This window comes from Pseudomonas entomophila (genome assembly GCF_013523125.1).
GTDB classification, from domain to species: Bacteria; Pseudomonadota; Gammaproteobacteria; order Pseudomonadales; family Pseudomonadaceae; genus Aquipseudomonas; species Aquipseudomonas entomophila_B.
In genome coordinates this window covers 49,976-70,339 of sequence record NZ_JAAMQJ010000008.1, presented here as the reverse complement: position 1 = coordinate 70,339, position 20,364 = coordinate 49,976, and the positions used below count along the sequence as shown (strand labels likewise).

Here is a 20,364-nt window from a genome sequence, read left to right as displayed (position 1 = left end):
CCTGAGGTGAATGCGCAGGTCCCATCGCTGACAAGCCAGCTCCCACACTCTCCATTTCAAGCAGATATCGGCACGATGGCAGCTCAGCCACCTGGGCAGACTGTGTGGGAGCGGGCTTGCCCGCGATAGCGGCGGTAAGGCCGCCACATGGTCAACAGGTGAGCGCTGGCCTGTCAGGCCCGAGGTGAATCTTGTCCTCAGGTCGGGCACCGCTGTGCACCGCCATTGAGCCCCTGGCGCACATTGCGGCTGAGCAGGCTGGCCTTGCCATCGCGCCAGGTCAGCGTCAGCACGTAGAGCGTGTCGAAATCGTCGCCTTTCCAGTTCTGGGTCACGACCCGCTCTTCCCCCAGCGCCTTGCCGGCGACGGTGTTGATCAGCTCGGGCAAGTACCCGCTGGACCAGGCGGTGTAGACCGTGGCATTGCGGTACTTGTCGCTCAGCAGCTCGTCGGCCAGGTCGTCGTAGTCGTTGGCACCGAAGTCGATGTTCACCGGCAGGCCCAGCTTGATGGCGCTGGGGCTGATGGTCATCAAGGGGCGGATGTAGCTGTAGCGTTCGTCCTCGCTGCCCTCCTCCACGTGCCGGGTAGGGTTGGCGGCGAACACGTAATCGGCCTTGCCGAACTTCTCGGGCAGCAACGTCGCCAGGTCGATGGCGCGGTTGAGCCCCTGGCAATTGAGTTGGCCGAGCCCTTCGCCAGGTTTCTCGGCGTGGCGCATGAAGACCAGGGTCTGGGTGCCATCGACCGGCTTGTCCAGCCCTTGCAGGGCCTCGACCGCCACCGGGACGGCCAGGCCGACCGCCAACAGGCCGGCGAACGCGAGACGGTGACGACGCAGGAACGCGGGTAACATCATGGGATAGCTCTTTCAGCGAATGGGAAAGGTCGGCCCGATCACCTCCTGCATCAGGCCAAGGGCCGCTTCCGTGCGGCGATGCGAGCGTGAGAGTCGAGAATGCCCACTTGGTTCAGCCCTGAGCCGTCGTCCTTGAACACGAGCGAGCTTAATCCCTTCGTATTAAGGCTGTAAGACAGCGGCTGGCCGACATTTTCCGACGAACCGTCAGTCGTCGCGGGTCAGCACTTCCAACAGTTCGATCTCGAAGGTGAGGTCCGAATGGGGCGGGATGCGCCCGACCGAGCGCTCGCCATAGCCCAGCGTGGCGGGCACCTGCAGACGACGCTTGCCGCCTACGCGCATGCCCATCAGGCCGAGATCCCAGCCCTTGATCACACGCCCGGTGCCGATCACGCACTGGAACGGCTTGCCACGCGACGCGGAGGCGTCGAATTCGGTACCGTCGGCCAGCCAGCCGGTGTAGTGGGTGGTGATCAGGGCGCCCTTGACCACTGCCTTGCCATCGCCTTCGACGAGATCGGTGCACTGCACGGTGTCATTCATGGTCTGTCGGTACCTTCAGGTTCAAAGGCCGCCGTTTTCGCAGGAATGCACCGGTTTGGCAAGCCGGCCGTCGCTCACGCCGTGACCGGGGTCAGCACCGGTTCGCCGGCGAAGAACGCCTGCAGGTTGCGCACCACCAGGGCGACGGTGTCATGGGCGGCTTCGGGCGACTGCCCGGCCACGTGCGGGGTCAGCAGGGTACGGTCGAGCATCTTGAGCGCGTCGGGCACCTGGGGCTCTTCATCGAACACGTCCAGCGCTGCGCCTGCCAGGGTCTGCGCGCGCAGGGCCTGGACCAGCGCGTCGGTATCGACGACGCTGGCCCGGGCGATGTTGACCAGGTAGCCCTGCGGGCCCAGCGCGTCGAGCACGGCTGCATCGACCAGGTGCCGGGTGGCCGCGCCACCGGGCGTTGCCACCACCAGGATGTCCACGGCAGCGGCCAGTGCCCGTGGGCTGTCATACCAGGTGTAGGGCAAATGCGCGTGGCGAGTGCGGGTGCAATAGCTCACCGGCATGTCGAAGCCCAGCGCCGCCCGCCGGGCAATGGCCTGCCCCACCGCACCCATGCCCAGGACTCCCAGACGCTTGCCGGAGACCGAAGGGCGGATCACGCGGCGCCATTCACCCTGGCGAGTGCTGGCGTCGGCACGGGGGATGTCGCGCAGCAGGCCGAGCAGCATGGCCAGGGCATGGTCGGCCACCGTGCTGGCATTGGCCCCGGCGCCATTGGTCACGGTGATGCCGCGCACTGCGGCGGCAGCCAGGTCGACCTGCTCGTAACCGGCACCGATCACGCAGATGAGTTTCAGTGCGGGTAGCGCTGCGATTTCCTGGGCGGTCAGGCCCAGCGGGCCACGGGTCAGCACGGCGTCGATCTGCGCGGCGTGGGTGGCGATGAAGGCCTGGCGCAGCGCGGCCGTAGGCGCACGCAACAGCCGGTAGCCGGCCTGCTCGAGCAGGGGAAGATAGTCGTCGACGGTTTCGACCAGCACCAGGATCGTCTTGCGCATGCCACCTCCAGCGTCAGGGGAGGCGGCAGTATGCGCCGCTCAGGTCACTGGGCGAAAGCCCGGCCCAGGCCGCCTGGCACGCCACTGCTGTCGGTGGCCTGCCATGGGCCATCAGGGCTGGTGGACCAGCTCCAGCCGTCGCTCCAGCGGTAGTAGGTGCGCTGACGGTAGAAGGTGTTGGGTTGCTTCTCCAGCACATAGACCCCCATCTTCGGGTCCCAATGGCTGGCGCCTCCCGGTGGCGGCGCGAAGCTGGCCGAGGTGCGCGGCATCGGCTTGGGCTTGGCTGCCGGTGCGCTGGGTGGCGCTGGCGGCTTGCCGCCGGGCAATGGCTTGACCACGGGGCCGGCAGGCGGCGCCTTGTCGATCGGCGGCGCCGGGGGTTCGGACGGCCGGTGCGTGGTACAGGCGGACAGCCCGATGGCCAGGGTGATCAGGGTCAGGCGAAGGGCACTGTTCATGGGCGAAGTTCTCGGGTATCGGGACGGTCGATGATCAAGTGCTGCACCTCGTGTACGTCCGAGGGCAACGGCGCGCCCTGCCCGATCCACTCGCCTTGGGTCGGCTGGCCTGCACGGGACACGCGCGCAAACAGTTGGACTGGCCCGGCCGTGGACAGTTTCATCCCGCTGACCATGGCGTCGGCGTCGGTCAAGGTGACCTCCATCGGCAATTGCGCCACCGTGACCCGCTTGGCTGCGACCGGCATCGGAGACCCTGACACGGCCCGGGCGAAGATGTACACGCTGTCCTGAGGCTCGACCTGGCCCGCGACCGCCTCGGCCAGCCTGACCCGCACGGTCAGGCGCGCCCCTTCGGTGGCCGGGACGCGCGCGGCGTCGGCACCCTGCCCGGCCAGCTTCGCGGTCGCCCGGTCGATGCCGCCTTGCAGGGCTGCGCGCGAGGCATCGCCAGCCGGCAGCGTGGCCAGCAGGCGCGTCCAGTAGGCGATGGCGTCGGCGTAGCGCTGGCCTTCGAAGGCCGCGATACCGAGCAGTCCCAGGCTGGTGGGCTCGCCCGGATCGGCCTTGAGCGCCTGGTCGGTCAGCGCCTGCACCTGCGGACTCCAGCGCTTGCCCTGGGCGAAGTACAGGGCCTGGGCCCACTGACCGAGCAGCTCGGGCTGCGTCCCGCTCAGCGCCGCCGCCCGTTCGAAGGCGTGGACGGCATCGCCGAAGCGCTGCTCGGCCATGTAGGCACGCCCGAGGAAGTACAGGCTCTCGACCGAATCGGGCTGCACGGCCACGGTGCGCTCCAGGCGCGAGGTCATGTCCTGGAGCGTCTTCGGTGGCTGGGCGAAGGACTGGGTCAGCGCGACACGGTCGGCCGCTCCGACGTACAAGTACAGGCCCAGCGCCACCAACGGCACCAGCAGCGCCGCGGCCAGGGGTACGCCACGGCCCAGGCGCGCCGAGCGCACGGGCTCGGCCTGGTCGGCGTCCGTCAGCAGCTCGCGCGCCGCCTCGTCACGACCATGCCGCACCTGCGCCTCATCGAGCAGACCCGCCTGCTGCTGGGCCTCGAGCTCGGCGACACGGGCCTGATAGGCCTCGACGTTGACCGCCGTGCGGTCGACCTCGGCGTGGCCCCTTCGGTGGCGCAGCACGGGCACCAGCAGCATGCCCAGGGCCACCAGCAACAGCAGCCCGGCGCTCAGCCATAACTCGATCATCGGTCGGTCTTCCTGTCGAGCAGCCGGGACAGCCGCTCGCGTTCTTCGGGTGAAAGGGTCGAGGCCTCGCTGGCCGCTGGTGTCCGACGGCGGTTCACCCGCAGCAGCAGCGTGATGGCGCCGGCGATCAGCAACACGCCCGGGCCGAACCAGAGCAGCCAGGTCCGCGGCGTCAGGGCCGGCTTGTAGCGCACGAAATCGCCATAGCGATCGACCATGAAGTCGACGATCTGCGCGTTGCTCTGGCCTTCGCCCAGCAGGCGGAAGATCTCGCGGCGCAGGTCGGCGGCGATCGGCGCGTTGGAGTCGGCGATGTCCTGGTTCTGGCACTTGGGGCAGCGCAGCTCGCGGGTCAGTTGCTGGTAACGCGCCCGCTCGGCCTCGTCGCGAAAGCGGTAGGTGTCGATCGCGGCCTGCACCGTCCCGATCAGCCCCAGGCCCAGCACCAGCGCCGCCAGCCAGCGCCTCATGGCCGCGCCTCCTCGACCAGGGCCTGGTACAGCGGCGCCAGTTGCTCGCGCCAGACCGTGGCGTCGATCACCCCGACATGGCGGTGACGGATGATGCCCCGGGCATCGATCAGAAAGGTTTCCGGCGCGCCGTACACGCCTAGGTTCAACCCGAGGGTGCCCGCGTCGTCGCGCACGTTCAGCGTATAGGGGTCGTGAAAATCGCGCAGCCAGGCCTGGGCTGCGGCCGAATCGTCCTTGTAGTCGATGCCATGGATCAGCACGCCCTGCTCGGCCAGTTGGTTCAGGAACGGGTGCTCGACCTTGCATGAGGGGCACCAGGTGCCCCAGACATTGACCAGCGCCGGGCGGCCGATCAGGTCGGCCTCGGTCACGGTCCGCTCGCCCTGCACCGCCGGCAGCGAAAACGCCGGGAACGGCTTGCCGAGCAGCGCGGACGGCAAGGCGTCGGGCTTGAGGAACAGCCCCTTGTACAACACCCCGGCCAGCAGCAGGAACACCACCAGCGGTACCGCTTTCATCCAACGCTTCATGCCGTCGCTCCAGACAGGTTCAAGCCCTCACGGACACGCGCTGCCACCTTGGCCCGGTAACGCCGGTCGAAGGCCGCCAGCAGCCCGCCCAGGCCGGTCAACAACCCACCCAGCCAGATCCAGCGCACGTACGGCTTGACGTGGATGCGTACCGCCCAGGCGCCGTCTTCGAGCGGCTCGCCGAGGGCGACGTAGAGGTCACGGGTGAAGCCGGCATCGATGCCGGCTTCGGTCATCACTGAGCGCTGCACGCTGTACAGGCGCTTCTCCGGGTGCAGCACGGCGACCTCACGGTCCTCGCGGGTGACCCGCACGGTGCCCCGGTCGGCCACGAAGTTTGGCCCCTCGGCATGCGCAGCGCCTTCGAAGTGGAACAGGTATCCGGCCAGGGTCACCGCCTCGCCTGGCGCCAGGCGCAGGTCACGTTCGGCGCTGCCATGGCTGGACAGCACCACGCCAAGCGCACAGACCACCAGGCCCAGGTGCGCCACCTGCATGCCCCAGTAGCTGCGTGGCAGGCGCCGCAGGCCGACTAGCCGACCGCTGTGGCGCGTCTTGTCGAACACGTCGCGCACCCCGCCGAGCACCACCCAGGCGGCCAGCGCCAAGGTGCTCAGCACCGGCCAGGCGAAATCGCCGACCAGCAGGCTGCCCAGCGGGGCCAGCAGCGCGCTGCCGAGTAGCACCGGGGTAAGCATGCCCGCCAGCCAACGGCCCGGGGTATCCTTCCAGCGCACCAGCACGCCGACGCCCAGCACCAGCATCAGCACGGCCATCAGCGGCAGGAACAGGGCGTCGAAATACGGCGGACCCACCGACAGCTTGGCCCCGGTCAGCGCATCGAGGACCAGCGGATACAAGGTGCCGAGCAGGATCGTCGACGCCGCCACCACCAACAGCAGGTTATTGGCCAGCAACAGTGCCTCGCGCGACCACAGGGCGAAGCGGATGTGGCTCTGGACTGCGGGCGCACGTACGGCGAACAGGGTCAGCGAACCGCCGACCACGCACAGCAGGAACACCAGGATGAACACGCCGCGCGACGGGTCGGCGGCGAACGCGTGCACCGAGGTCAGCACCCCGGAGCGCACCAGGAAGGTCCCCAACAGGCTCAGCGAGAAGGCAGCGATGGCCAACAGCACCGTCCAGCTCTTGAACACGCCACGCTTCTCGGTCACCGCCAGCGAGTGCACCAGGGCGGTCCCGACCAGCCAGGGCATGAACGAGGCGTTCTCCACCGGGTCCCAGAACCACCAGCCGCCCCAGCCCAGTTCGTAATAGGCCCACCAGGAACCCAAGGTGATGCCGATGCCGAGAAAGGCCCAGGCCACCAGGGTCCAGGGCCGCGACCAGCGCGCCCAGGCCGCGTCCAGGCGGCCGCCGAGCAAGGCAGCGACGGCGAAGGCGAAGGCCACCGAGAAGCCGACGTAGCCCATGTACAGCATCGGCGGGTGCACGATCAGGCCGATGTCCTGCAGCAGCGGGTTGAGGTCGCGGCCGTTGGCCGGCATCTGCGGCAGCAGGCGCGCGAAAGGGTTGGAGGTGGCGATCAGGAACGTCAGAAAGCCCACACTGATCATCCCCATCACTGCCAGCACCCGCGCCAGCATGACCTGCGGCAACTGCCGCGAGCCCACCGAAACGGCGAAGGTCCAGCCGCCGAGGATCAGCGCCCAGAGCAGCAGCGAGCCTTCATGGGCGCCCCACACGGCACTGAACTTGTAGTACCAGGGCAAGGCGCTGTTGGAGTTGTTGGCGACGTAGGCGACCGAGAAGTTGTCGGTCAGGAAGGCCTGGGTCAGGCAGGCGAACGCCACGGCCAGGAAGCCGAACTGGCCCCAGGTCGCCGGCCGTGCCAGCGCCATCCACAGGCGATCCCCGCGCCAGGCGCCGATCAATGGCAGGCTGGCCTGGACGCCCGCGAAGCAGAGCGCCAGGATCATCGCCAACTGGCCCAGTTCGGGCACGAGCAAGGTCGCGTTCATGGGCGGGCCTGCGTGGCGCTGGCGGCCTGGCCACGGTCTTCGAGCGCCTGGGTGACTTCCGGTGGCATGTATTTTTCATCGTGCTTGGCCAGCACCTCGTCGGCCACCACCACCCCGTCGGCCCCCAGCCGGCCCAGGGCGACGATGCCCTGCCCTTCCCGGAACAGGTCCGGCAGGATGCCGCGGTAGGTGATCGGCACCGAGCGGTGGAAGTCGGTCACCACGAAGCGCACGTCCAACGAGTCGGCCGAACGCTGCACCGAGCCTTTCTCGACCATGCCACCGGCGCGGATGCGCGTGCCCTGGGGCGCCTCGCCGTCGGCGATCTGGGTCGGGGTGTAGAACAGGTTGATGTTCTGCTGCAAGGCCGTGAGGGCGAAGCCCACGGCCAGGCTCACGCCCAGCAGCAGTGCCGCGATCAGGATCAGGCGCTTCTTGCGCTGGGGGGTCATCGCGCGCGCTCCCGACGCAGACGGCGCGCTTGGTCGCGCAGATGGCAGCGGCGCGCCCACAGCGGCGCCGCAACGTTGATCGCCAGCACCATCAGGCACAGGCCGTAGGCCGACCAGACGTACGGGCCGTGCCGGCCCATGGCGAGAAAATCACTGAACGAAGCAAAACTCATGACGGGGTCTCCTGGCCCAGGCAACGGGCGATCTCGGCCTTCACCCAGCTGGCCCGCGCCTCGCGCTTGAGTACCTCCAGGCGCATGCGCAGCAGCAGCACCGCGCCGAAGAAGCAGTACAGGCCGAGCACGGTGAACAGCAGCGGCAGCCACATCTGCGCCGGCATGGCGGGTTTTTCGGTCAGGCTGAAGGTGGCGCCCTGGTGCAAGGTGTTCCACCACTCGACCGAGTACTTGATGATCGGGATGTTCACCACACCGACGATCGCCAGCACCGCACACGCCTTGCCGGCGCTGTCGCGGTGGCTGATCGCCTGGCCCAGCGCGATGATGCCGAAGTACAGGAACAGCAGGATCAGCATCGAAGTCAATCGCGCATCCCAGACCCACCAGCTGCCCCAGGTCGGCTTGCCCCAGATCGCCCCGGTGAGCAGCGCCAGCGCGGTCATCCAGGCACCGATCGGCGCCGCGCACTGCAAGGCGACGTCGGCCAGCTTGATCTTCCACACCAGCCCGATCACCCCCGCCACCGCCAACAGCACGTAGCACGACTGCGCCAGCATCGCCGCCGGTACGTGGATGTAGATGATGCGGAAGCTGTTGCCCTGCTGGTAGTCCTCGGGCGCGAAGGCCAGGCCCCAGACGAGGCCGACCGACAACAGCAGTGCCGCGGCCCCGGCCAGCCACGGCAGCAGGCGACCGCTGAAGGCATAGAAGCCCTTCGGCGAAGCCCAGGTGTGGAACCATGTCCAGCGTGTCTTCATCACGGTGCATCCAAAATGACTGGTCGCGCACGCGGCGCGAGTCTCGTTATTCACCGACGCTGATGCTCAGGCCGGCGGCAATGGCAAACGGTGCCAAGGTCACGGTCAGCGCCGTCAGGCTGGCCAGCCACCACAACTGTCCGGTGGCCGGCAGGCCTTGCAGGGCGGCCTGCAGCGCGCCGCTGCCCAGGATCAGCACCGGCACGTACAGCGGCAGGACCAGCAGCGCGAGCAGCAGCCCACCGCGCTTGAGCCCGACGGTCAAGGCTGCGCCCACCGCGCCCAGCAGGCTCAGCACCGGGGTGCCGAGCAGCAGCGACGCCAGCAGCACTGGCAGGCACTCGCCCGGCAACCCCAGCATCAGCGCCAGCAGCGGCGCCAGCACGACCAGGGCCAACCCGGAGAACAGCCAGTGCGTCAGCACCTTGGCCAGTGCCAGCAGCGGCAAGGCGCGGCGCGACAGCAGCCACTGCTCGAGCGAGCCGTCCTCGAAATCGCTGCGAAACAGCCCGTCGAGCGACAGCAGCACGGCCAGCAACGCGGCGACCCAGACCAGGCCGGGCGACAGCGTGCGCAGCAGCGCCGTCTCCGGGCCGACGGCCAGGGGGAACAGCGCGACGACCAGGGCGAAGAACACCAGGGGATTGATCAGCTCGGCCGGCCGGCGGCACAGTACGCGCGCCTCGCGGCGCATCATCGACAGAAACAGGTTCATGCCGCCTGGCGCCCCAACTCGAGCGGCCGGTAGCGCGCCGCCGTGCGCGTCAGGGCATGGTGGGTGGTCAACACTACGCCGCCGCCCTGGTCGCAGTGGCGGGCCAGATGGTCTTCCAACTGCGCCACGCCCTCACGGTCGAGCGCGGTGAACGGCTCGTCGAGGATCCACACGGGCGGCGCCTCCAGGTACAGCCGGGCCAGGGCCACGCGCCGACGCTGGCCAGCGGACAGCGTCTGGCATGGCACGTCTTCGAACCCCCGCAACCCGACCCGATCCAGGGCCTTGTCGATCGCCGGCGGGCTGACCTGGCCGTGCAAGGCGCCGAGCCAGTGCAGGTTTTCCCGGGCGCTGAGCAGGTCCTTGATGCCGGCGGCATGGCCGATCCACAACAGGCGCCCGGCCAGGGCCTGGCGCTGCCTGGCCAGCGGCTGGCCATCGAGCAGCACCTGCCCGGCGGTCGGTGTCATCAGCCCGGCCAGCAGGCGCAGCAGGCTGGTCTTGCCGCTGCCGTTGGGGCCGCTGACCTGGAGCATCTCGCCCGGTCGCAGGCGCAGGTCCAGGCCCTCGAACAGCAGGCGCCAGTCGCGTTCGCAGGCCAGGCCCACGGCTTGAAGATCAAAGGTCACGGTACCGCCTTGTGCTAGAGCTGCCTCAAGTCGCTCGCCGGGCTGCCGTTATACTGGCAGCAACGGGTCCTCGACCCGGCGCGCGACCGGCATTATACATACGCAAGCCCCCCGACGAAGCACGCGGGGCGCGACAGGATGTACAGACCATGAGCGACATCAAACGTCTCGACGCCCCAGCGGCCATGAGTCCACCGCCCGTCAGAACGGCGCCGAGCGGCGAGGTGCTGCGCCTGACACCGCCCCAGACCAGCCCGCTGGCCTCGGGCGAGGATGCGCAGGCCGAAGTGGTCTCGCTGCGCCAGAGCGGTCAGGATTTCCAGATGCTGCTGCGCCTGACCCAGGCCAACGGCGCACAGAACCAGGTACAGGTCAGCGCGCGTCAGCCGTTGCCCGAAGGCAGCCAGTTGCTGGTCAGCCAGCCGCCCAGCGGTGCGCCGGGCTTGATGGTGCGTCAGCTGGACACGACCCGCAGCGACACGCTGGTACGTCTGGACACGGCGCGCACGCCCGTAGGCACCCTGCTGCAAGCCAAGGTGGTCACCAGCCAGGTCGAACCCCAGGTACCCGGCCAGCCAGTCAATCACCGCATCCTGGCCACCCTGCTCAACACCGCCCAGGCCGGCGCGACGCTGACCCTCGATAGCCCTCGCCCGCTGGCCGTCGGCAGCCTGCTCAGTGCCTTGGTGGAGAACGATCAGACCTTGCGCTTCGTGCCGCTGGCCGGCCGTCAGGAGCAGCTGGTGACCGCTCAACAGTTACTCAACCAGCAAGCGCGCCAGGCCTCCTTGCCCGGCCTGCTCGCGGCCCTGCAGGCCCTGCCCGCCGATGCACCGGTCGACCCCGCGCTGCGCACGGCGGTGCAGACCTTGCTCAGTACCCTCCCGGACCTGGCGCAGCTGACCGATGCCAAGGGCCTGGCGCAAGCCTTCGCGCGTTCGGGTGCGTTTCTCGAGGCCAGCTTGCTGGCCGGTCAACCCGGCGGCCTGGCCGGCGACCTCAAGGCGCAGATGCTGCGCCTGGTGGCCCAACTGCCTGGCGTGCCGGGCAACCCGACGCAGCCGCCTGCCTTGGCCGCCGGCAACCTGGCCCAGGCCCTGCCCGGGATGGTCCGCAACGCCCTGGGCATGCTCGGCCAGGTCGGCCCTCGTCCACAACCAGGCGGCTTCCCGCTGCCCGCTCGGCTGCTGCAGCACCTGGCCGAGGGCGAGGGCGAAGGCGACCTCGAGCACCTGCTGCGCCTGGCTGCCGCCGCCATCTCGCGGTTGCAGAACCATCAACTGGCCAGCTTGCAACAGACCGGCATCGACGAGCGCGGCAACGTGCAGACCACCTGGCAGAGCGAGCTGGCGCTGCGCCAGGACCAGGCTTTCGTGCCGATCCAGGTCAAGCTCCAGCGCGAAGAGCCCCCACCGCGCGAGGATGACCCACCGCGCGAACAGCGCGACCCGCTGCAGGCGCTGTGGCGCATCGACCTGGCGTTCGATGTGGCGCCGCTGGGGCCATTGCAGGTACAGGCTCAGTTGAGCCAGGCACGCCTGTCCGCCCAGCTCTGGGCCGAGCGCGCCGACACCGCCATGCTGCTGGACGGACAGCTGGACGACCTGCGGATGCACCTGGTGGCACGTGGCCTGGACGTCGGCGATCTGGCCTGCCACGCCGGCACGCCGCCTCAGGGCACTGGCACCCGTCTCGAACACCGTTGGGTGGATGAAACCGCATGAACGAACGACCTCCACGCCAGGCCATCGCCCTGACCTACGATGGCACCCAGGCACCGACCCTCAGCGCCAAGGGCGACGACGAGCTGGCCGAAGCGATCCTGGCCCTGGCCCGCGAGCACGAGGTGCCGATCTACGAGAACGCCGAGCTGGTCAGGCTGCTGGCGCGCCTGGAACTGGGCGACCAGATCCCCGAAGCACTGTACCTGACCATCGCCGAAATCATCGCCTTCGCCTGGCGCCTGCGCGGCAAGGCGCCGGCGGGGTTCGAAGAACGGACGGCCACCGAGCGTGACGTCACGCCCGCGTTGCCGGGGTTACCGGACTCCAGCCATATGTAGCACCTTGGCAGGCTGTCCACCCAGGATCCTCACGGCGTTCGCTCACCTCGAGGATCCCCATGAACCGTATCGCCCCCGACACCCAGCGCCTTGCCAGCGAGGCCCTGGTCGACTTTCCCCGCCCCGACGAGATGGCCCACCAGCTCCTTGGCGAATGGCTGCGACAGCACGGCGTGACCCTGTCGCCACGTGACATCGACATCGTGACCGTTCACTACCAATACGAACCCCTGGGCGAAGGCCGCACTCACTTTCGGGAGAACGCCATCGTTCGGCAGAAGATGGACCTGGTCGCCGCACTGCTCGGCAATTGGCAGGGCGAAACGGCAACCGGCTATGGCGGCTTTCACTATGGCGACTGGGCAGGCCAGGCGCCGTTCGGGCCCCTGCACGTGGTCGAACGCCTGGCGCCGGCAGGCGTGCTGTCGAACACCGACGCGTTCCAGGTCTTCAATGGGTTGTATCGACGCACCACGCCGGTACGGTACAGCCCCGATACCCTGCTTCCCGTTCGCGCCGAGGCCTTTCAAGGGTTCATCTGGAGCCTGCGCTTTCATCATCGGTTCAAGGAACACCTGCACGCCTATTGGCAACGGCAGGAGATGGCCTACCGACGTGCGTTGAAGATCGCCCTGGTGGCCGCCTGCAACCGACAGGTGACCGAGGGCCGCCTGACGCGCGCCGCCCAAGCGCTGGTCTGGAAGGCGGCAGGCCTCGTGCCGGCGCTCGGCCAGGTGCGGTTGTCAATGCTCAACGTCTATGGCTACAGCGCCGTTTCGATCCTGCGGATCGCCGATCCGCGCAGCGACCTGAACGTCCTGTACATCCCTGGCAATACCTCACCGCTGCACGCCTTCGACACACCCTTGGCGATGAAGCACTGGGTCGCCGAGCAATGCCAGACAGAAGCACGGCGCGAGCAGCTCTTGCAGCATTTCAAGCGTGCCGACTGGCCCGACGGGCTGGACTACAGCGGCCTGAGCACGGCGCTGACAGGGCTGGGCGTGTTTCCCAAGGTCCATCGCTTCGGCCCCAACCATCCAGGCTTCGCCACCAGCGGTCGCTGGGACCCCGAATACATCGTCGATTACCGTCCCGAGCGCTACAGTCCTGCCATTACGGACGAGGTGTTCGCCCATCTGACTCACCTGGAGCGGCAGCGCTCCTACGCCGACGCCGATAGCCAGATCGTCAGCAACCACCAGATCGACCGTGCCCGCTGGGGCAGTTACCTTCAGGTCGGCCTCAACGTCCTGATGCCCCTGGCCCTCGTGGTTCCGGCCCTCGCCCCGCTCATGGCCGTCGCGGGGGCCGTGCAGTTCGGCTTCGGCCTGCGCCATGTGATCGAGGGCACCACCCTGGCGGAAAAGACCGAAGGCATACGACAACAGGTCTTCGGTCTGCTCAATGCGTTGCCGCTGGCCGCAGAGGCCCTGCGGCAGACGCCGCGGGTGTTCGAATATCGCCGGCCTGGCTTCGTGACATGGGCCGACATGCGCGAACAGCTGACCCGCAGTCCATCGCCCGGAGGTGAGATCGAGCTCGCCGAGCTGGCGCCTGCACACACTGCGTTCCGACCCCTGACGATCTATGGAGGGTCGTTGGAAACCTCGTTCTGCACCCGGGTGGACCATGACCTGTTCCCGCGCATCTATGGCGTTTTCGACCTCGACGGGGAACGCACCGAAGCGTCGGTCGAGTTCGAGCTGAGCAGCAATGCCTTCATCAAGAGCCGCGAAATCCAAGACCCTGGCGCTCAGCGCTGGATCGCCAGCCCTGAGCAACGTGGCGTCATGGTACTGGCCGAGGGCGAACGTCAGGTCGACGCCGAGGCGCGCATGGCCACCTTGCGTGCCCTGGGCATCCACGTGGACCTGCCCCTCTCACCGGCCCCCTTCGAAGCCTTGCAGCCCCAGGCGATTCCCAAGCGGGTGGCCAGCCTGTGGGTCGGCGATCGGACGCTCGAAGAGCCGTTCATCAGCGTCCTGGCTCACAATGCACGGGCCTTGCGCGACAGCGACCACACGTTCGAGCTGTACCTCTCGCGACGCTCGACTGCGGCGTTCGAGCGCAACCAGGCCCTGCTGGCGGCGCAGGCGCCGGACCTGTCGGTGCGCGTGCTCGAAGAGCAGGCGTTCTATCAGGACTTCACGGCCTCGCCCTGTTTCGCGCAATTCGAAGCGGCGCTCAACGTCTCGGGCACGGGCGCAGGCAACTTCAGTTCGGCCTGCGACATCCTGCGTTTTCAGCTGTTGAAACGACAAGGCGGCCTGTACCTGGATGCCGACGATCGCCTGGTGACGACGACCGTGTCGGGCCAACCGCGTGCGCGCCTGGCTGGCATGACCCTGCGCACACCTCAGGAAGGGCTGCTGCTGGCGCCACCCGTGTCCAACGACCCGTTGGGCCTGTACTTCAAATACAACACCAGCATGATCGGCAGCCATCCGGACAACCCCACGCTCGACGCGATGCTCGAGGAAATGCAGGCCCGCTACGCGAACGATCCCACGTTCTACGATAGCCGTCCGGACGTGGAAACCGACCCCGTCGCCTTTGGCGATTACGCGCGGCGCCTGAACCGGTTGACCGGGCCTGGGCTGATGAACGACGTGATCGATAGGCGCCTGCCGTGGTTACGGCAGTTGCGGGAGATCTGCGTGTTGATGATTTCGCCGGTCACCGATGCGCATCAGGTGGTCAACCTGCGCTGGTTCAACCAATTGCTCAAGACCTACTTGCCGCTGGACCGCCTTGCGGACGTCGGGAGCGCGCACAGTTGGCGTACGACGCGATAGGCACTGCCTGGGTAACTTGGCTGGGCAGGGATCGCTTGCGCAGTGCCCCGCCTGGCCTCGCTCGTGCGAGGCGAATCGCTCGCCTGCAGCGGCGCCATGCCGCTCAGCACTATCTACCGCCCGGCTGCGCCCTTCTGGGCGGAGGCTTGCGAGTTCCTCATCCCTGGAGATCCCTCATGGCTCATACCGGCATCAACTCCCAAGGCGTACAACGCGTGCGCGACCACCTGGCTCAACTGCCGCGCCCCGATCGCGAAGCCCGGAAGGCCATCGCCAGTTGGCTGCGCAGCCAAGGGGTCAGCCTCGACCCCGACGCGATCGATGTGGTGACGTTGCACCTGCAACTCCACGCCTCGGGTCGTTACCACGCGCAGGTCGTGCAGCGCCTCAGCCTGCCGCAGGCGGTGCTGGCCAACTGGCAGGGCGAATCGACCAACGACGTGTTCGGCGCCCTGATCGGTGCACCTTGGGCGGGACGTTTTCCCACGGATGGCCCGCTCGACGTGGTCGAAGCGCTCGAGCCTCCGCCGCTGCTGTCGAACGCGCCGTCGTACCGTGTCTTCAACGGCCTGTTCCAGCGCCGTGAGCCTATGCGCTTCGACTCGTCGACGCTCATCGACGTGGCGGCCGAGACGCTGCAAAGCCATCTTGAGGCACTGGACTTCTCGACGCGGTACAAGGCGCAGCTCGAACGGTTTTGGCAGGCTCATGCAGGCGAGTATCGCCTGTGTTTCAAGCTCAACGTCATCGCCGCCTGCAACAAGCAGGTGGCCGAGGGCAGCCTCGGCGAGGCGGCACGCAGGCTGGTCTGGCAAGCGGCAGACCTGCTGGCGCGCCCTCCCACGTTCAGGGCCCGCCTGCTCAACATCTATGGCTACACCTCCACCGATCTACTGTGCCTGCACGATACGCACAGCGACCTGACGGTGCTTTACGTCCCCGGCAACAGCGCGCCGCTGCTCGAGTTCGCCAGCCTGGACCTGCTCAGGACATGGGTCGGCGAGCAGTGCAAGGATGAGGTCAAGCGCCGTCACCTGAAACGTCACTTCCGTCTGGCCGATGGCCCCCAGGGCATCGATTTCAGTGGCCTGGACACCGCCCTGGAAGGGCTGGCCGCCTACCCTCGGCGTCATCGCCTGCCGCCTGAACATGGCGTCTTCAACGACGACGGCAAATGGCCGCCGCGCACCTACGTCCAGTACCGTCCCGACACCTACAGCCCAGCGTTGCACGGCGATCTGTTCCAGGCCCTGGCCGAACACCAGCGCCAGCGCAGCCTGGACGATGCCGACTTTCTCATCACCAGCGACGAAGCAGTACGCAAGCAGCGCTGGCGCCACTACCTCGACGGTGCCCTCGCCCTGCTCCTGCCGCTGTCCTTCGTGGTACCGGGCCTGGCCCCACTGCTCGCGGTCGGCGGCATCGTTCAACTGGGTGTCGGCCTGGACGAGGCGATCAATGGCAAGACCTTGCATGACCAGCAGGAGGGTATCGGCGAGATCGTCTACGGTCTGTTCAATGCCGTGCCCGGTGTGGTGCACGTCGTCGGCGAGGCCACGGACGGCCTGTTCCAGACCTGGCACGAAGGCTTCGTCGCGCCGAGCCGCTTGAACGACCAGATCGGCTACCCGCTCAGTCCGATCGACCCGCCGCGCCTGCCAGACCAGGACGTCGCGCCTTACTTCAATCATCGGCCAACCATCGAGCCATTGGCCGGTGGCGATAGCGAGGTAGCCCGCTGCGTGAGGCGCCATCCGCGCTATGACGGTAGGCCAGACCTATTGAGGGGCTACGAGGATCTGGGCGGCGGCTATGCGCAGTCACTGGACCTGTTTTACGACATGGAAAGCAACCTGTTCTTGCGCGAGGAAGACCTCAACGAGGTGCAACCTCGTTACTACGCGCCTGATCCAGAGACTGGCAACCTGCGCCAGGTGAGTGCTCCGAGTCATCCGGTGACCGATGCCATGCGCATGGCGACCCTGCGCGCCTTGGGCGTCGACCTCCCACTGCCCGTCGAGTTGCCACCCCCCCTGCCAGAAGGTGCCACGCCCATTCCCAAGCAGATCACCGCCTTGTGGGTCGGCGACCAACGAATCAAGACCCAGGTGCTGGACAATCTTGCCCACAATGCTCGGGCGCTGACCGACAGCGCCTATGGGTACCGACTGCTGCTGTCCAACCGCAGCCCCGAGGCTTTTGCCCACAACCTGGCGCAGTTGAGCCGCCACGTACCCGGGCTGGAGGTCTTGGTGCTGGAGGATCAAGGCTTCTACCAGGCGTTCGAGCAAGGCCCGGACTACGCCCAGTACCAGGCGGCACTCGCCGGTGGCAGCTCGGCGAGCAATTATGCGTCTGCCGCCGATGTGCTGCGTTACCCGATGCTGCACAGCGAAGGCGGGCTCTACATGGACGTCGATGACACGCTGCTGCTGCACCCTGACACCGGCAAAGCCGTGCTCGACGATGTCGAGCTGGCCACGACCCCCGATGGCTTGCTGCTGCAGCCACCGGTACAGAACGAACTGATGGGCCTGGACTCGGGCTATAACAACAGCATGATCGGCAGCCACGCCGGCAACCCGACACTGCTGGCGATCAGTCAAGCGATGCGCGCACGCTACCTGCGTACCGTGGAGCCTTACCCGATACGTCCCAGCCGCGCAGCCAACCCGGTCGCCTTCAGACGCTATGCCAGACAGATCAGTTGGCTCACGGGCCCGGACGTGCTGACCGATGTCGTCGACCGCACCTTGCCTGACTTGTACAGGCTGCGACAGCTGGCGCAGCTGTACGCGATTCCGCGCATCAACAGTTACCGGTTCGTCAACCTGGAGGCGCTGAATGCAGTGCGTGCAGCGCGTTCGCCGCTGGCACGCGTGGCGCGGATCGGTGGGCTGCATTCGTGGGCCTGACACCGTACCGGCCCGACCCGCTCAGCGCCCGGAGGCGCTGAGCGTTCGTCGGACGCCGTCGAACAGCGGCACGGTCCTGTAGCCGAAGCCGCCCCAGGCTCGAAACAGCGAGCCGACAATCCGATGGCATGGACGCTCGTCACGGCGTGCGATGCAGTTTGCTCATCAGTTGCGCCTCGGCCTGGGTCAGCCCGCAGGACTGGGTCAGCTCTTCGACACTGGCGCCCATCCCCACCAACTTTGCCGCCTGATGATAGGTCAGGCTCTTGGGATCGCGCTGCTCGAGCTGCTGCAGCTTCTCGGGCAACGGCTCGACCAGCAGACGCAGCTCGTGCAGCATTTCGCCCATGCGCACGGTGCCGCTCTGGTAATCGTCCAGGCGTTTGGCCAGGTCCTTGATGCGCTGGTCGCGCAAGGCGTCGCCCAGCGCCTGCTCGACGAGCAGCTGGCGCTGGCGCTTGATGTGGTTGAGGAACAGCCACAGGCTCACGGCCCAGAGCAGCGCCAGGAACAGCAAGCCCGCTTCGAAGATCAACTCAGATGCTCTCCAGTTCCGACCACTCTTCCTCGGTCATCATCTTGTCCAGCTCGACCAGGATCAGCAGTTCGCCATTCTTGTTGCACACGCCCTGAATGAACTTGGCCGACTCGTCATTGCCCACGTTCGGCGCGGTCTCGATCTCGGACTGGCGCAGGTAGACCACTTCGGCGACGCTGTCGACCAGGATGCCCACGACCTGCTTGTCCGCCTCGATGATCACGATACGGGTGTTGTCGGTCACTTCGGTGGGCATCAGGCCGAAGCGCTGACGGGTGTCGATCACCGTCACCACGTTGCCACGCAGGTTGATGATCCCCAGCACGTAGCTCGGCGCACCCGGTACCGGCGCGATCTCGGTGTAGCGCAGGACTTCCTGCACCTGCATGACGTTGATGCCATAGGACTCATTGTCCAGGCGGAAGGTGACCCATTGCAGGATCGGATCTTCGGAACCCTGTGCTGACGACTTCTTCATTACCCTACCCTCGAAAGCCGCGCGGTGGCGGTCTGTGCTGCGTGAGTGCGCGAAGCGCGCGTATTCATTTACCGGCCTGCTGCTGCTTGACGGCACCGCTGGCGATCAGTTCGGCCAGCTCGGCGACGTCCAGCAGCGCACACATGTGCTCGATCACCGTGCCGGCCAGCCAGGGCCGCTGGCCGCGTTGGCTGCGCCACTTGATCTCGCTGGGGTCCAGGCGCAGCGACCGGCTGACCTGGTGCACGGCCAATCCCCATTCATAGCCCTGAACCGAAATCACGTACTGCAGCCCCTGGCGGAAATCGTCCCGGTAGCGGTCGGGCATCACCCAGCGCGCAGTGTCCAGCACCTTCAGGTTGCCCGCCTGACAGGCCAGGATGCCCAGGAACCAGTCCGGCTGCCCGAACAGCGGCGTGAGCGCCTGTCCGGCCAACGGGTAGATCGAGCCTAGGCACACCAGCGGTACGGCCAGGGTCAACCCGGCCACGTCGAACAGCAGGCACTCGAACGGTTCGGCGGCCCAGGCCGGCCGCCCGTCCGGGGTGGACGGCAGACGCGGGCCCATGATCTGGGGGCGATGCAGATCGGCCAAGGGCGCGATAGGTTCGGGCACGCCGGTCTCGTCGACCGGGCGCAGCGCCACGACCTCGACCGCCGGCAAGGCTGCTTCGCGCAGCGGCAGCACCGTCGACAGCGCCAGCGGTGCAGGCGGCTCGGCGAAGGGCCGCGGCGCGCGCGCGGCGCTGGAGGCCCGTGCGTCACGGACCTGTTCTTCGAGCACCGCCGCCTGGAATTCATCGTTGGCAACCGGTGCCTGGGCGGCGATCGCCACCGCGACGGGTGCAGGCACGGGCGCGTCGAACGCTTCGGTCGCCTCCTGCAGCAGACCATCGAGGTAGGACTGCAATGCCGCTTGCGGACGGATCGTGGTGGGCCGGGCTGGACTCATCAGGCTACCTGCAGGCTGGAACGGGGTGTCAGCAAGTGCTTGAGCAGCGCCCGATAGGCGATGATGCCGCGGCTCTTGCCATCATGTTGCGAAGGCGTGACACCGGCGCGACTGGCGTCGCGCAGCCGGGTATCCACCGGAATGTAGCCTTCCCAGACGTGCGCGGGGTGCGCATCGCGCAAGAACTTCAACGTGCCCAGCGAGGCCTGGGTGCGCCGGTCGAACAACGTCGGCACGATGGTGTACGGCAAGGCCTGCTGGCGCGAGCGATTGATCATGCCCAAGGTGGTGATCATCCGCTCCAGCCCCTTGACCGCTAGGAACTCGGTCTGTACCGGCACCACCAGTTGCTGGCTGGCGGCCAGCGCATTGACCATCAGCACCCCGAGCAGTGGCGGGCTGTCGATCAGCGCGAAATCGAAGTCCTGCCACAACTGCGCCAGACTCTTGGCGATCACCAGCCCCAACCCACCCTGCCCCGGCGATTGGCGTTCGAGCACGGCCAGGGCAGTGCTCGACGGCAGCAGCGAGATGCGCTCATCGCTGGTCGGCAGCAGCAGTTGCCCCGCAAGCCCATCGGGCACGGCACCCTTGTGCACGAACAAGTCATAGCAACTGTGCTCGAGCACATCCGGATCGTGCCCGAAGTAACTGGTCATCGAACCATGTGGGTCGAGGTCGACGACGAGCACGCGCTTGCCGGCCTCGGCCAGCAGGCCGGCCAGGGCGATGGTCGTGGTGGTCTTGCCGACTCCACCTTTCTGATTGGCTACTGCCCAGACTCTCATCGTGCGTGTTTCCACCCGCTG

The 20,364-nt window shown here is 67.4% G+C and carries 21 protein-coding genes; 4 read left to right on the top strand and 17 right to left on the bottom strand.

Features of this window, described 5'->3' with window-relative positions:
• Positions 1-197: 197 nt before the first annotated feature.
• The 13 genes from G7007_RS06855 to ccmA all read right to left on the bottom strand — a co-directional run bounded on the left by G7007_RS06855 (position 198) and on the right by ccmA (position 9,812).
• Positions 198-860, bottom strand: coding sequence for a histidine phosphatase family protein (locus tag G7007_RS06855; protein ID WP_181100230.1), 663 nt, complete (start codon positions 858-860; stop codon positions 198-200).
• A 207-nt stretch (positions 861-1,067) separates the two neighbouring features.
• Positions 1,068-1,406, bottom strand: a complete 339-nt coding sequence (locus tag G7007_RS06850) for an FKBP-type peptidyl-prolyl cis-trans isomerase (protein ID WP_181100228.1) — start codon at positions 1,404-1,406, stop codon at positions 1,068-1,070.
• A 74-nt stretch (positions 1,407-1,480) separates the two neighbouring features.
• Positions 1,481-2,419 (bottom strand): 2-hydroxyacid dehydrogenase, encoded by a 939-nt coding sequence (locus G7007_RS06845; RefSeq protein ID WP_181100226.1) that lies wholly within the window; start codon positions 2,417-2,419, stop codon positions 1,481-1,483.
• Between the two features lie 44 nt (positions 2,420-2,463).
• Positions 2,464-2,880, bottom strand: a complete 417-nt coding sequence (locus G7007_RS06840; protein ID WP_181100224.1) for a hypothetical protein — start codon at positions 2,878-2,880, stop codon at positions 2,464-2,466.
• The gene (ccmI, locus tag G7007_RS06835) at positions 2,877-4,091 is read right to left on the bottom strand and encodes a c-type cytochrome biogenesis protein CcmI (protein WP_181100222.1); all 1,215 of its coding nucleotides are present in this window, start codon (positions 4,089-4,091) and stop codon (positions 2,877-2,879) included. Before ccmI ends, G7007_RS06840 begins: the two co-directional genes overlap by 4 nt.
• Positions 4,088-4,561: a cytochrome c-type biogenesis protein gene (locus tag G7007_RS06830; protein WP_181100220.1), complete on the bottom strand. Its 474-nt coding sequence runs from the start codon at positions 4,559-4,561 to the stop codon at positions 4,088-4,090. The genes ccmI and G7007_RS06830 overlap by 4 nt, the downstream gene beginning before the upstream one ends.
• Positions 4,558-5,094 (bottom strand): DsbE family thiol:disulfide interchange protein, encoded by a 537-nt coding sequence (locus G7007_RS06825; RefSeq protein WP_181100218.1) that lies wholly within the window; start codon positions 5,092-5,094, stop codon positions 4,558-4,560. Before G7007_RS06825 ends, G7007_RS06830 begins: the two co-directional genes overlap by 4 nt.
• A complete protein-coding gene (locus tag G7007_RS06820; RefSeq protein WP_181100216.1) occupies positions 5,091-7,079 on the bottom strand; it encodes a heme lyase CcmF/NrfE family subunit in 1,989 nt (662 codons plus the stop codon). Before G7007_RS06820 ends, G7007_RS06825 begins: the two co-directional genes overlap by 4 nt.
• Complete coding sequence (gene ccmE, locus G7007_RS06815; protein WP_181100214.1) at positions 7,076-7,531, bottom strand: cytochrome c maturation protein CcmE; 456 nt, start codon at positions 7,529-7,531, stop codon at positions 7,076-7,078. The genes G7007_RS06820 and ccmE overlap by 4 nt, the downstream gene beginning before the upstream one ends.
• Positions 7,528-7,704 (bottom strand): heme exporter protein CcmD, encoded by a 177-nt coding sequence (gene ccmD, locus G7007_RS06810; RefSeq protein ID WP_181100212.1) that lies wholly within the window; start codon positions 7,702-7,704, stop codon positions 7,528-7,530. Before ccmD ends, ccmE begins: the two co-directional genes overlap by 4 nt.
• A complete protein-coding gene (locus G7007_RS06805) occupies positions 7,701-8,468 on the bottom strand; it encodes a heme ABC transporter permease (protein ID WP_181100210.1) in 768 nt (255 codons plus the stop codon). Before G7007_RS06805 ends, ccmD begins: the two co-directional genes overlap by 4 nt.
• Positions 8,469-8,514: 46 nt before the next feature.
• Positions 8,515-9,183, bottom strand: coding sequence for a heme exporter protein CcmB (ccmB, locus tag G7007_RS06800; RefSeq protein ID WP_181100208.1), 669 nt, complete (start codon positions 9,181-9,183; stop codon positions 8,515-8,517).
• Entirely contained in the window at positions 9,180-9,812 is a 633-nt protein-coding gene (ccmA, locus tag G7007_RS06795) for a cytochrome c biogenesis heme-transporting ATPase CcmA (RefSeq protein WP_181100206.1), read from the bottom strand. The genes ccmB and ccmA overlap by 4 nt, the downstream gene beginning before the upstream one ends.
• A gap of 149 nt (positions 9,813-9,961) precedes the next feature.
• On the opposite strand from ccmA, the gene fliK reads away from it, so the two are divergent.
• From fliK to G7007_RS06775, 4 genes are all read left to right on the top strand, one after another.
• Complete coding sequence (gene fliK, locus G7007_RS06790) at positions 9,962-11,536, top strand: flagellar hook-length control protein FliK (RefSeq protein ID WP_181100204.1); 1,575 nt, start codon at positions 9,962-9,964, stop codon at positions 11,534-11,536.
• Positions 11,533-11,874 (top strand): EscU/YscU/HrcU family type III secretion system export apparatus switch protein, encoded by a 342-nt coding sequence (locus tag G7007_RS06785; RefSeq protein ID WP_181100202.1) that lies wholly within the window; start codon positions 11,533-11,535, stop codon positions 11,872-11,874. Before fliK ends, G7007_RS06785 begins: the two co-directional genes overlap by 4 nt.
• Before the next feature lie 59 nt (positions 11,875-11,933).
• Positions 11,934-14,672: a dermonecrotic toxin domain-containing protein gene (locus tag G7007_RS06780; protein ID WP_181100200.1), complete on the top strand. Its 2,739-nt coding sequence runs from the start codon at positions 11,934-11,936 to the stop codon at positions 14,670-14,672.
• A gap of 176 nt (positions 14,673-14,848) precedes the next feature.
• Positions 14,849-17,587, top strand: coding sequence for a dermonecrotic toxin domain-containing protein (locus tag G7007_RS06775; protein WP_181100195.1), 2,739 nt, complete (start codon positions 14,849-14,851; stop codon positions 17,585-17,587).
• Between the two features lie 139 nt (positions 17,588-17,726).
• Here the strand turns inward: G7007_RS06775 and G7007_RS06770 are convergent, their stop codons facing one another.
• From G7007_RS06770 to G7007_RS06755, 4 genes are all read right to left on the bottom strand, one after another.
• Positions 17,727-18,122: a DUF2802 domain-containing protein gene (locus G7007_RS06770; protein WP_181100193.1), complete on the bottom strand. Its 396-nt coding sequence runs from the start codon at positions 18,120-18,122 to the stop codon at positions 17,727-17,729.
• Position 18,123: 1 nt separating this feature from the next.
• Positions 18,124-18,603 carry a chemotaxis protein CheW gene (locus G7007_RS06765; protein WP_060394371.1) on the bottom strand — a complete coding sequence of 160 codons (480 nt, stop codon included), beginning with the start codon at positions 18,601-18,603 and terminating at the stop codon, positions 18,124-18,126.
• Positions 18,604-18,667: 64 nt separating this feature from the next.
• Positions 18,668-19,555: a CheW domain-containing protein gene (locus tag G7007_RS06760; protein WP_181100191.1), complete on the bottom strand. Its 888-nt coding sequence runs from the start codon at positions 19,553-19,555 to the stop codon at positions 18,668-18,670.
• Positions 19,555-20,343 (bottom strand): ParA family protein, encoded by a 789-nt coding sequence (locus tag G7007_RS06755; RefSeq protein WP_181100189.1) that lies wholly within the window; start codon positions 20,341-20,343, stop codon positions 19,555-19,557. Before G7007_RS06755 ends, G7007_RS06760 begins: the two co-directional genes overlap by 1 nt.
• Positions 20,344-20,364 lie beyond the last annotated feature (21 nt).

What these genes read in the sequence shown, in the direction of transcription:
- ccmE (WP_181100214.1), bottom strand. Translation starts at nt 7,531, where the DNA reads ATGACCCCCCAGCGCAAGAAGCGCCTGATCCTGATCGCGGCACTGCTG.
- G7007_RS06845 (WP_181100226.1), bottom strand. Translation starts at nt 2,419, where the DNA reads ATGCGCAAGACGATCCTGGTGCTGGTCGAAACCGTCGACGACTATCTT.
- G7007_RS06820 (WP_181100216.1), bottom strand. Translation starts at nt 7,079, where the DNA reads ATGAACGCGACCTTGCTCGTGCCCGAACTGGGCCAGTTGGCGATGATC.
- G7007_RS06840 (WP_181100224.1), bottom strand. Translation starts at nt 2,880, where the DNA reads ATGAACAGTGCCCTTCGCCTGACCCTGATCACCCTGGCCATCGGGCTG.
- ccmB (WP_181100208.1), bottom strand. Translation starts at nt 9,183, where the DNA reads ATGAACCTGTTTCTGTCGATGATGCGCCGCGAGGCGCGCGTACTGTGC.
- G7007_RS06775 (WP_181100195.1), top strand. Translation starts at nt 14,849, where the DNA reads ATGGCTCATACCGGCATCAACTCCCAAGGCGTACAACGCGTGCGCGAC.
- G7007_RS06755 (WP_181100189.1), bottom strand. Translation starts at nt 20,343, where the DNA reads ATGAGAGTCTGGGCAGTAGCCAATCAGAAAGGTGGAGTCGGCAAGACC.
- G7007_RS06780 (WP_181100200.1), top strand. Translation starts at nt 11,934, where the DNA reads ATGAACCGTATCGCCCCCGACACCCAGCGCCTTGCCAGCGAGGCCCTG.
- G7007_RS06830 (WP_181100220.1), bottom strand. Translation starts at nt 4,561, where the DNA reads ATGAGGCGCTGGCTGGCGGCGCTGGTGCTGGGCCTGGGGCTGATCGGG.
- ccmD (WP_181100212.1), bottom strand. Translation starts at nt 7,704, where the DNA reads ATGAGTTTTGCTTCGTTCAGTGATTTTCTCGCCATGGGCCGGCACGGC.
- fliK (WP_181100204.1), top strand. Translation starts at nt 9,962, where the DNA reads ATGAGCGACATCAAACGTCTCGACGCCCCAGCGGCCATGAGTCCACCG.
- G7007_RS06765 (WP_060394371.1), bottom strand. Translation starts at nt 18,603, where the DNA reads ATGAAGAAGTCGTCAGCACAGGGTTCCGAAGATCCGATCCTGCAATGG.
- G7007_RS06825 (WP_181100218.1), bottom strand. Translation starts at nt 5,094, where the DNA reads ATGAAGCGTTGGATGAAAGCGGTACCGCTGGTGGTGTTCCTGCTGCTG.
- G7007_RS06760 (WP_181100191.1), bottom strand. Translation starts at nt 19,555, where the DNA reads ATGAGTCCAGCCCGGCCCACCACGATCCGTCCGCAAGCGGCATTGCAG.
- G7007_RS06855 (WP_181100230.1), bottom strand. Translation starts at nt 860, where the DNA reads ATGATGTTACCCGCGTTCCTGCGTCGTCACCGTCTCGCGTTCGCCGGC.
- G7007_RS06850 (WP_181100228.1), bottom strand. Translation starts at nt 1,406, where the DNA reads ATGAATGACACCGTGCAGTGCACCGATCTCGTCGAAGGCGATGGCAAG.
- G7007_RS06805 (WP_181100210.1), bottom strand. Translation starts at nt 8,468, where the DNA reads ATGAAGACACGCTGGACATGGTTCCACACCTGGGCTTCGCCGAAGGGC.
- ccmI (WP_181100222.1), bottom strand. Translation starts at nt 4,091, where the DNA reads ATGATCGAGTTATGGCTGAGCGCCGGGCTGCTGTTGCTGGTGGCCCTG.
- G7007_RS06785 (WP_181100202.1), top strand. Translation starts at nt 11,533, where the DNA reads ATGAACGAACGACCTCCACGCCAGGCCATCGCCCTGACCTACGATGGC.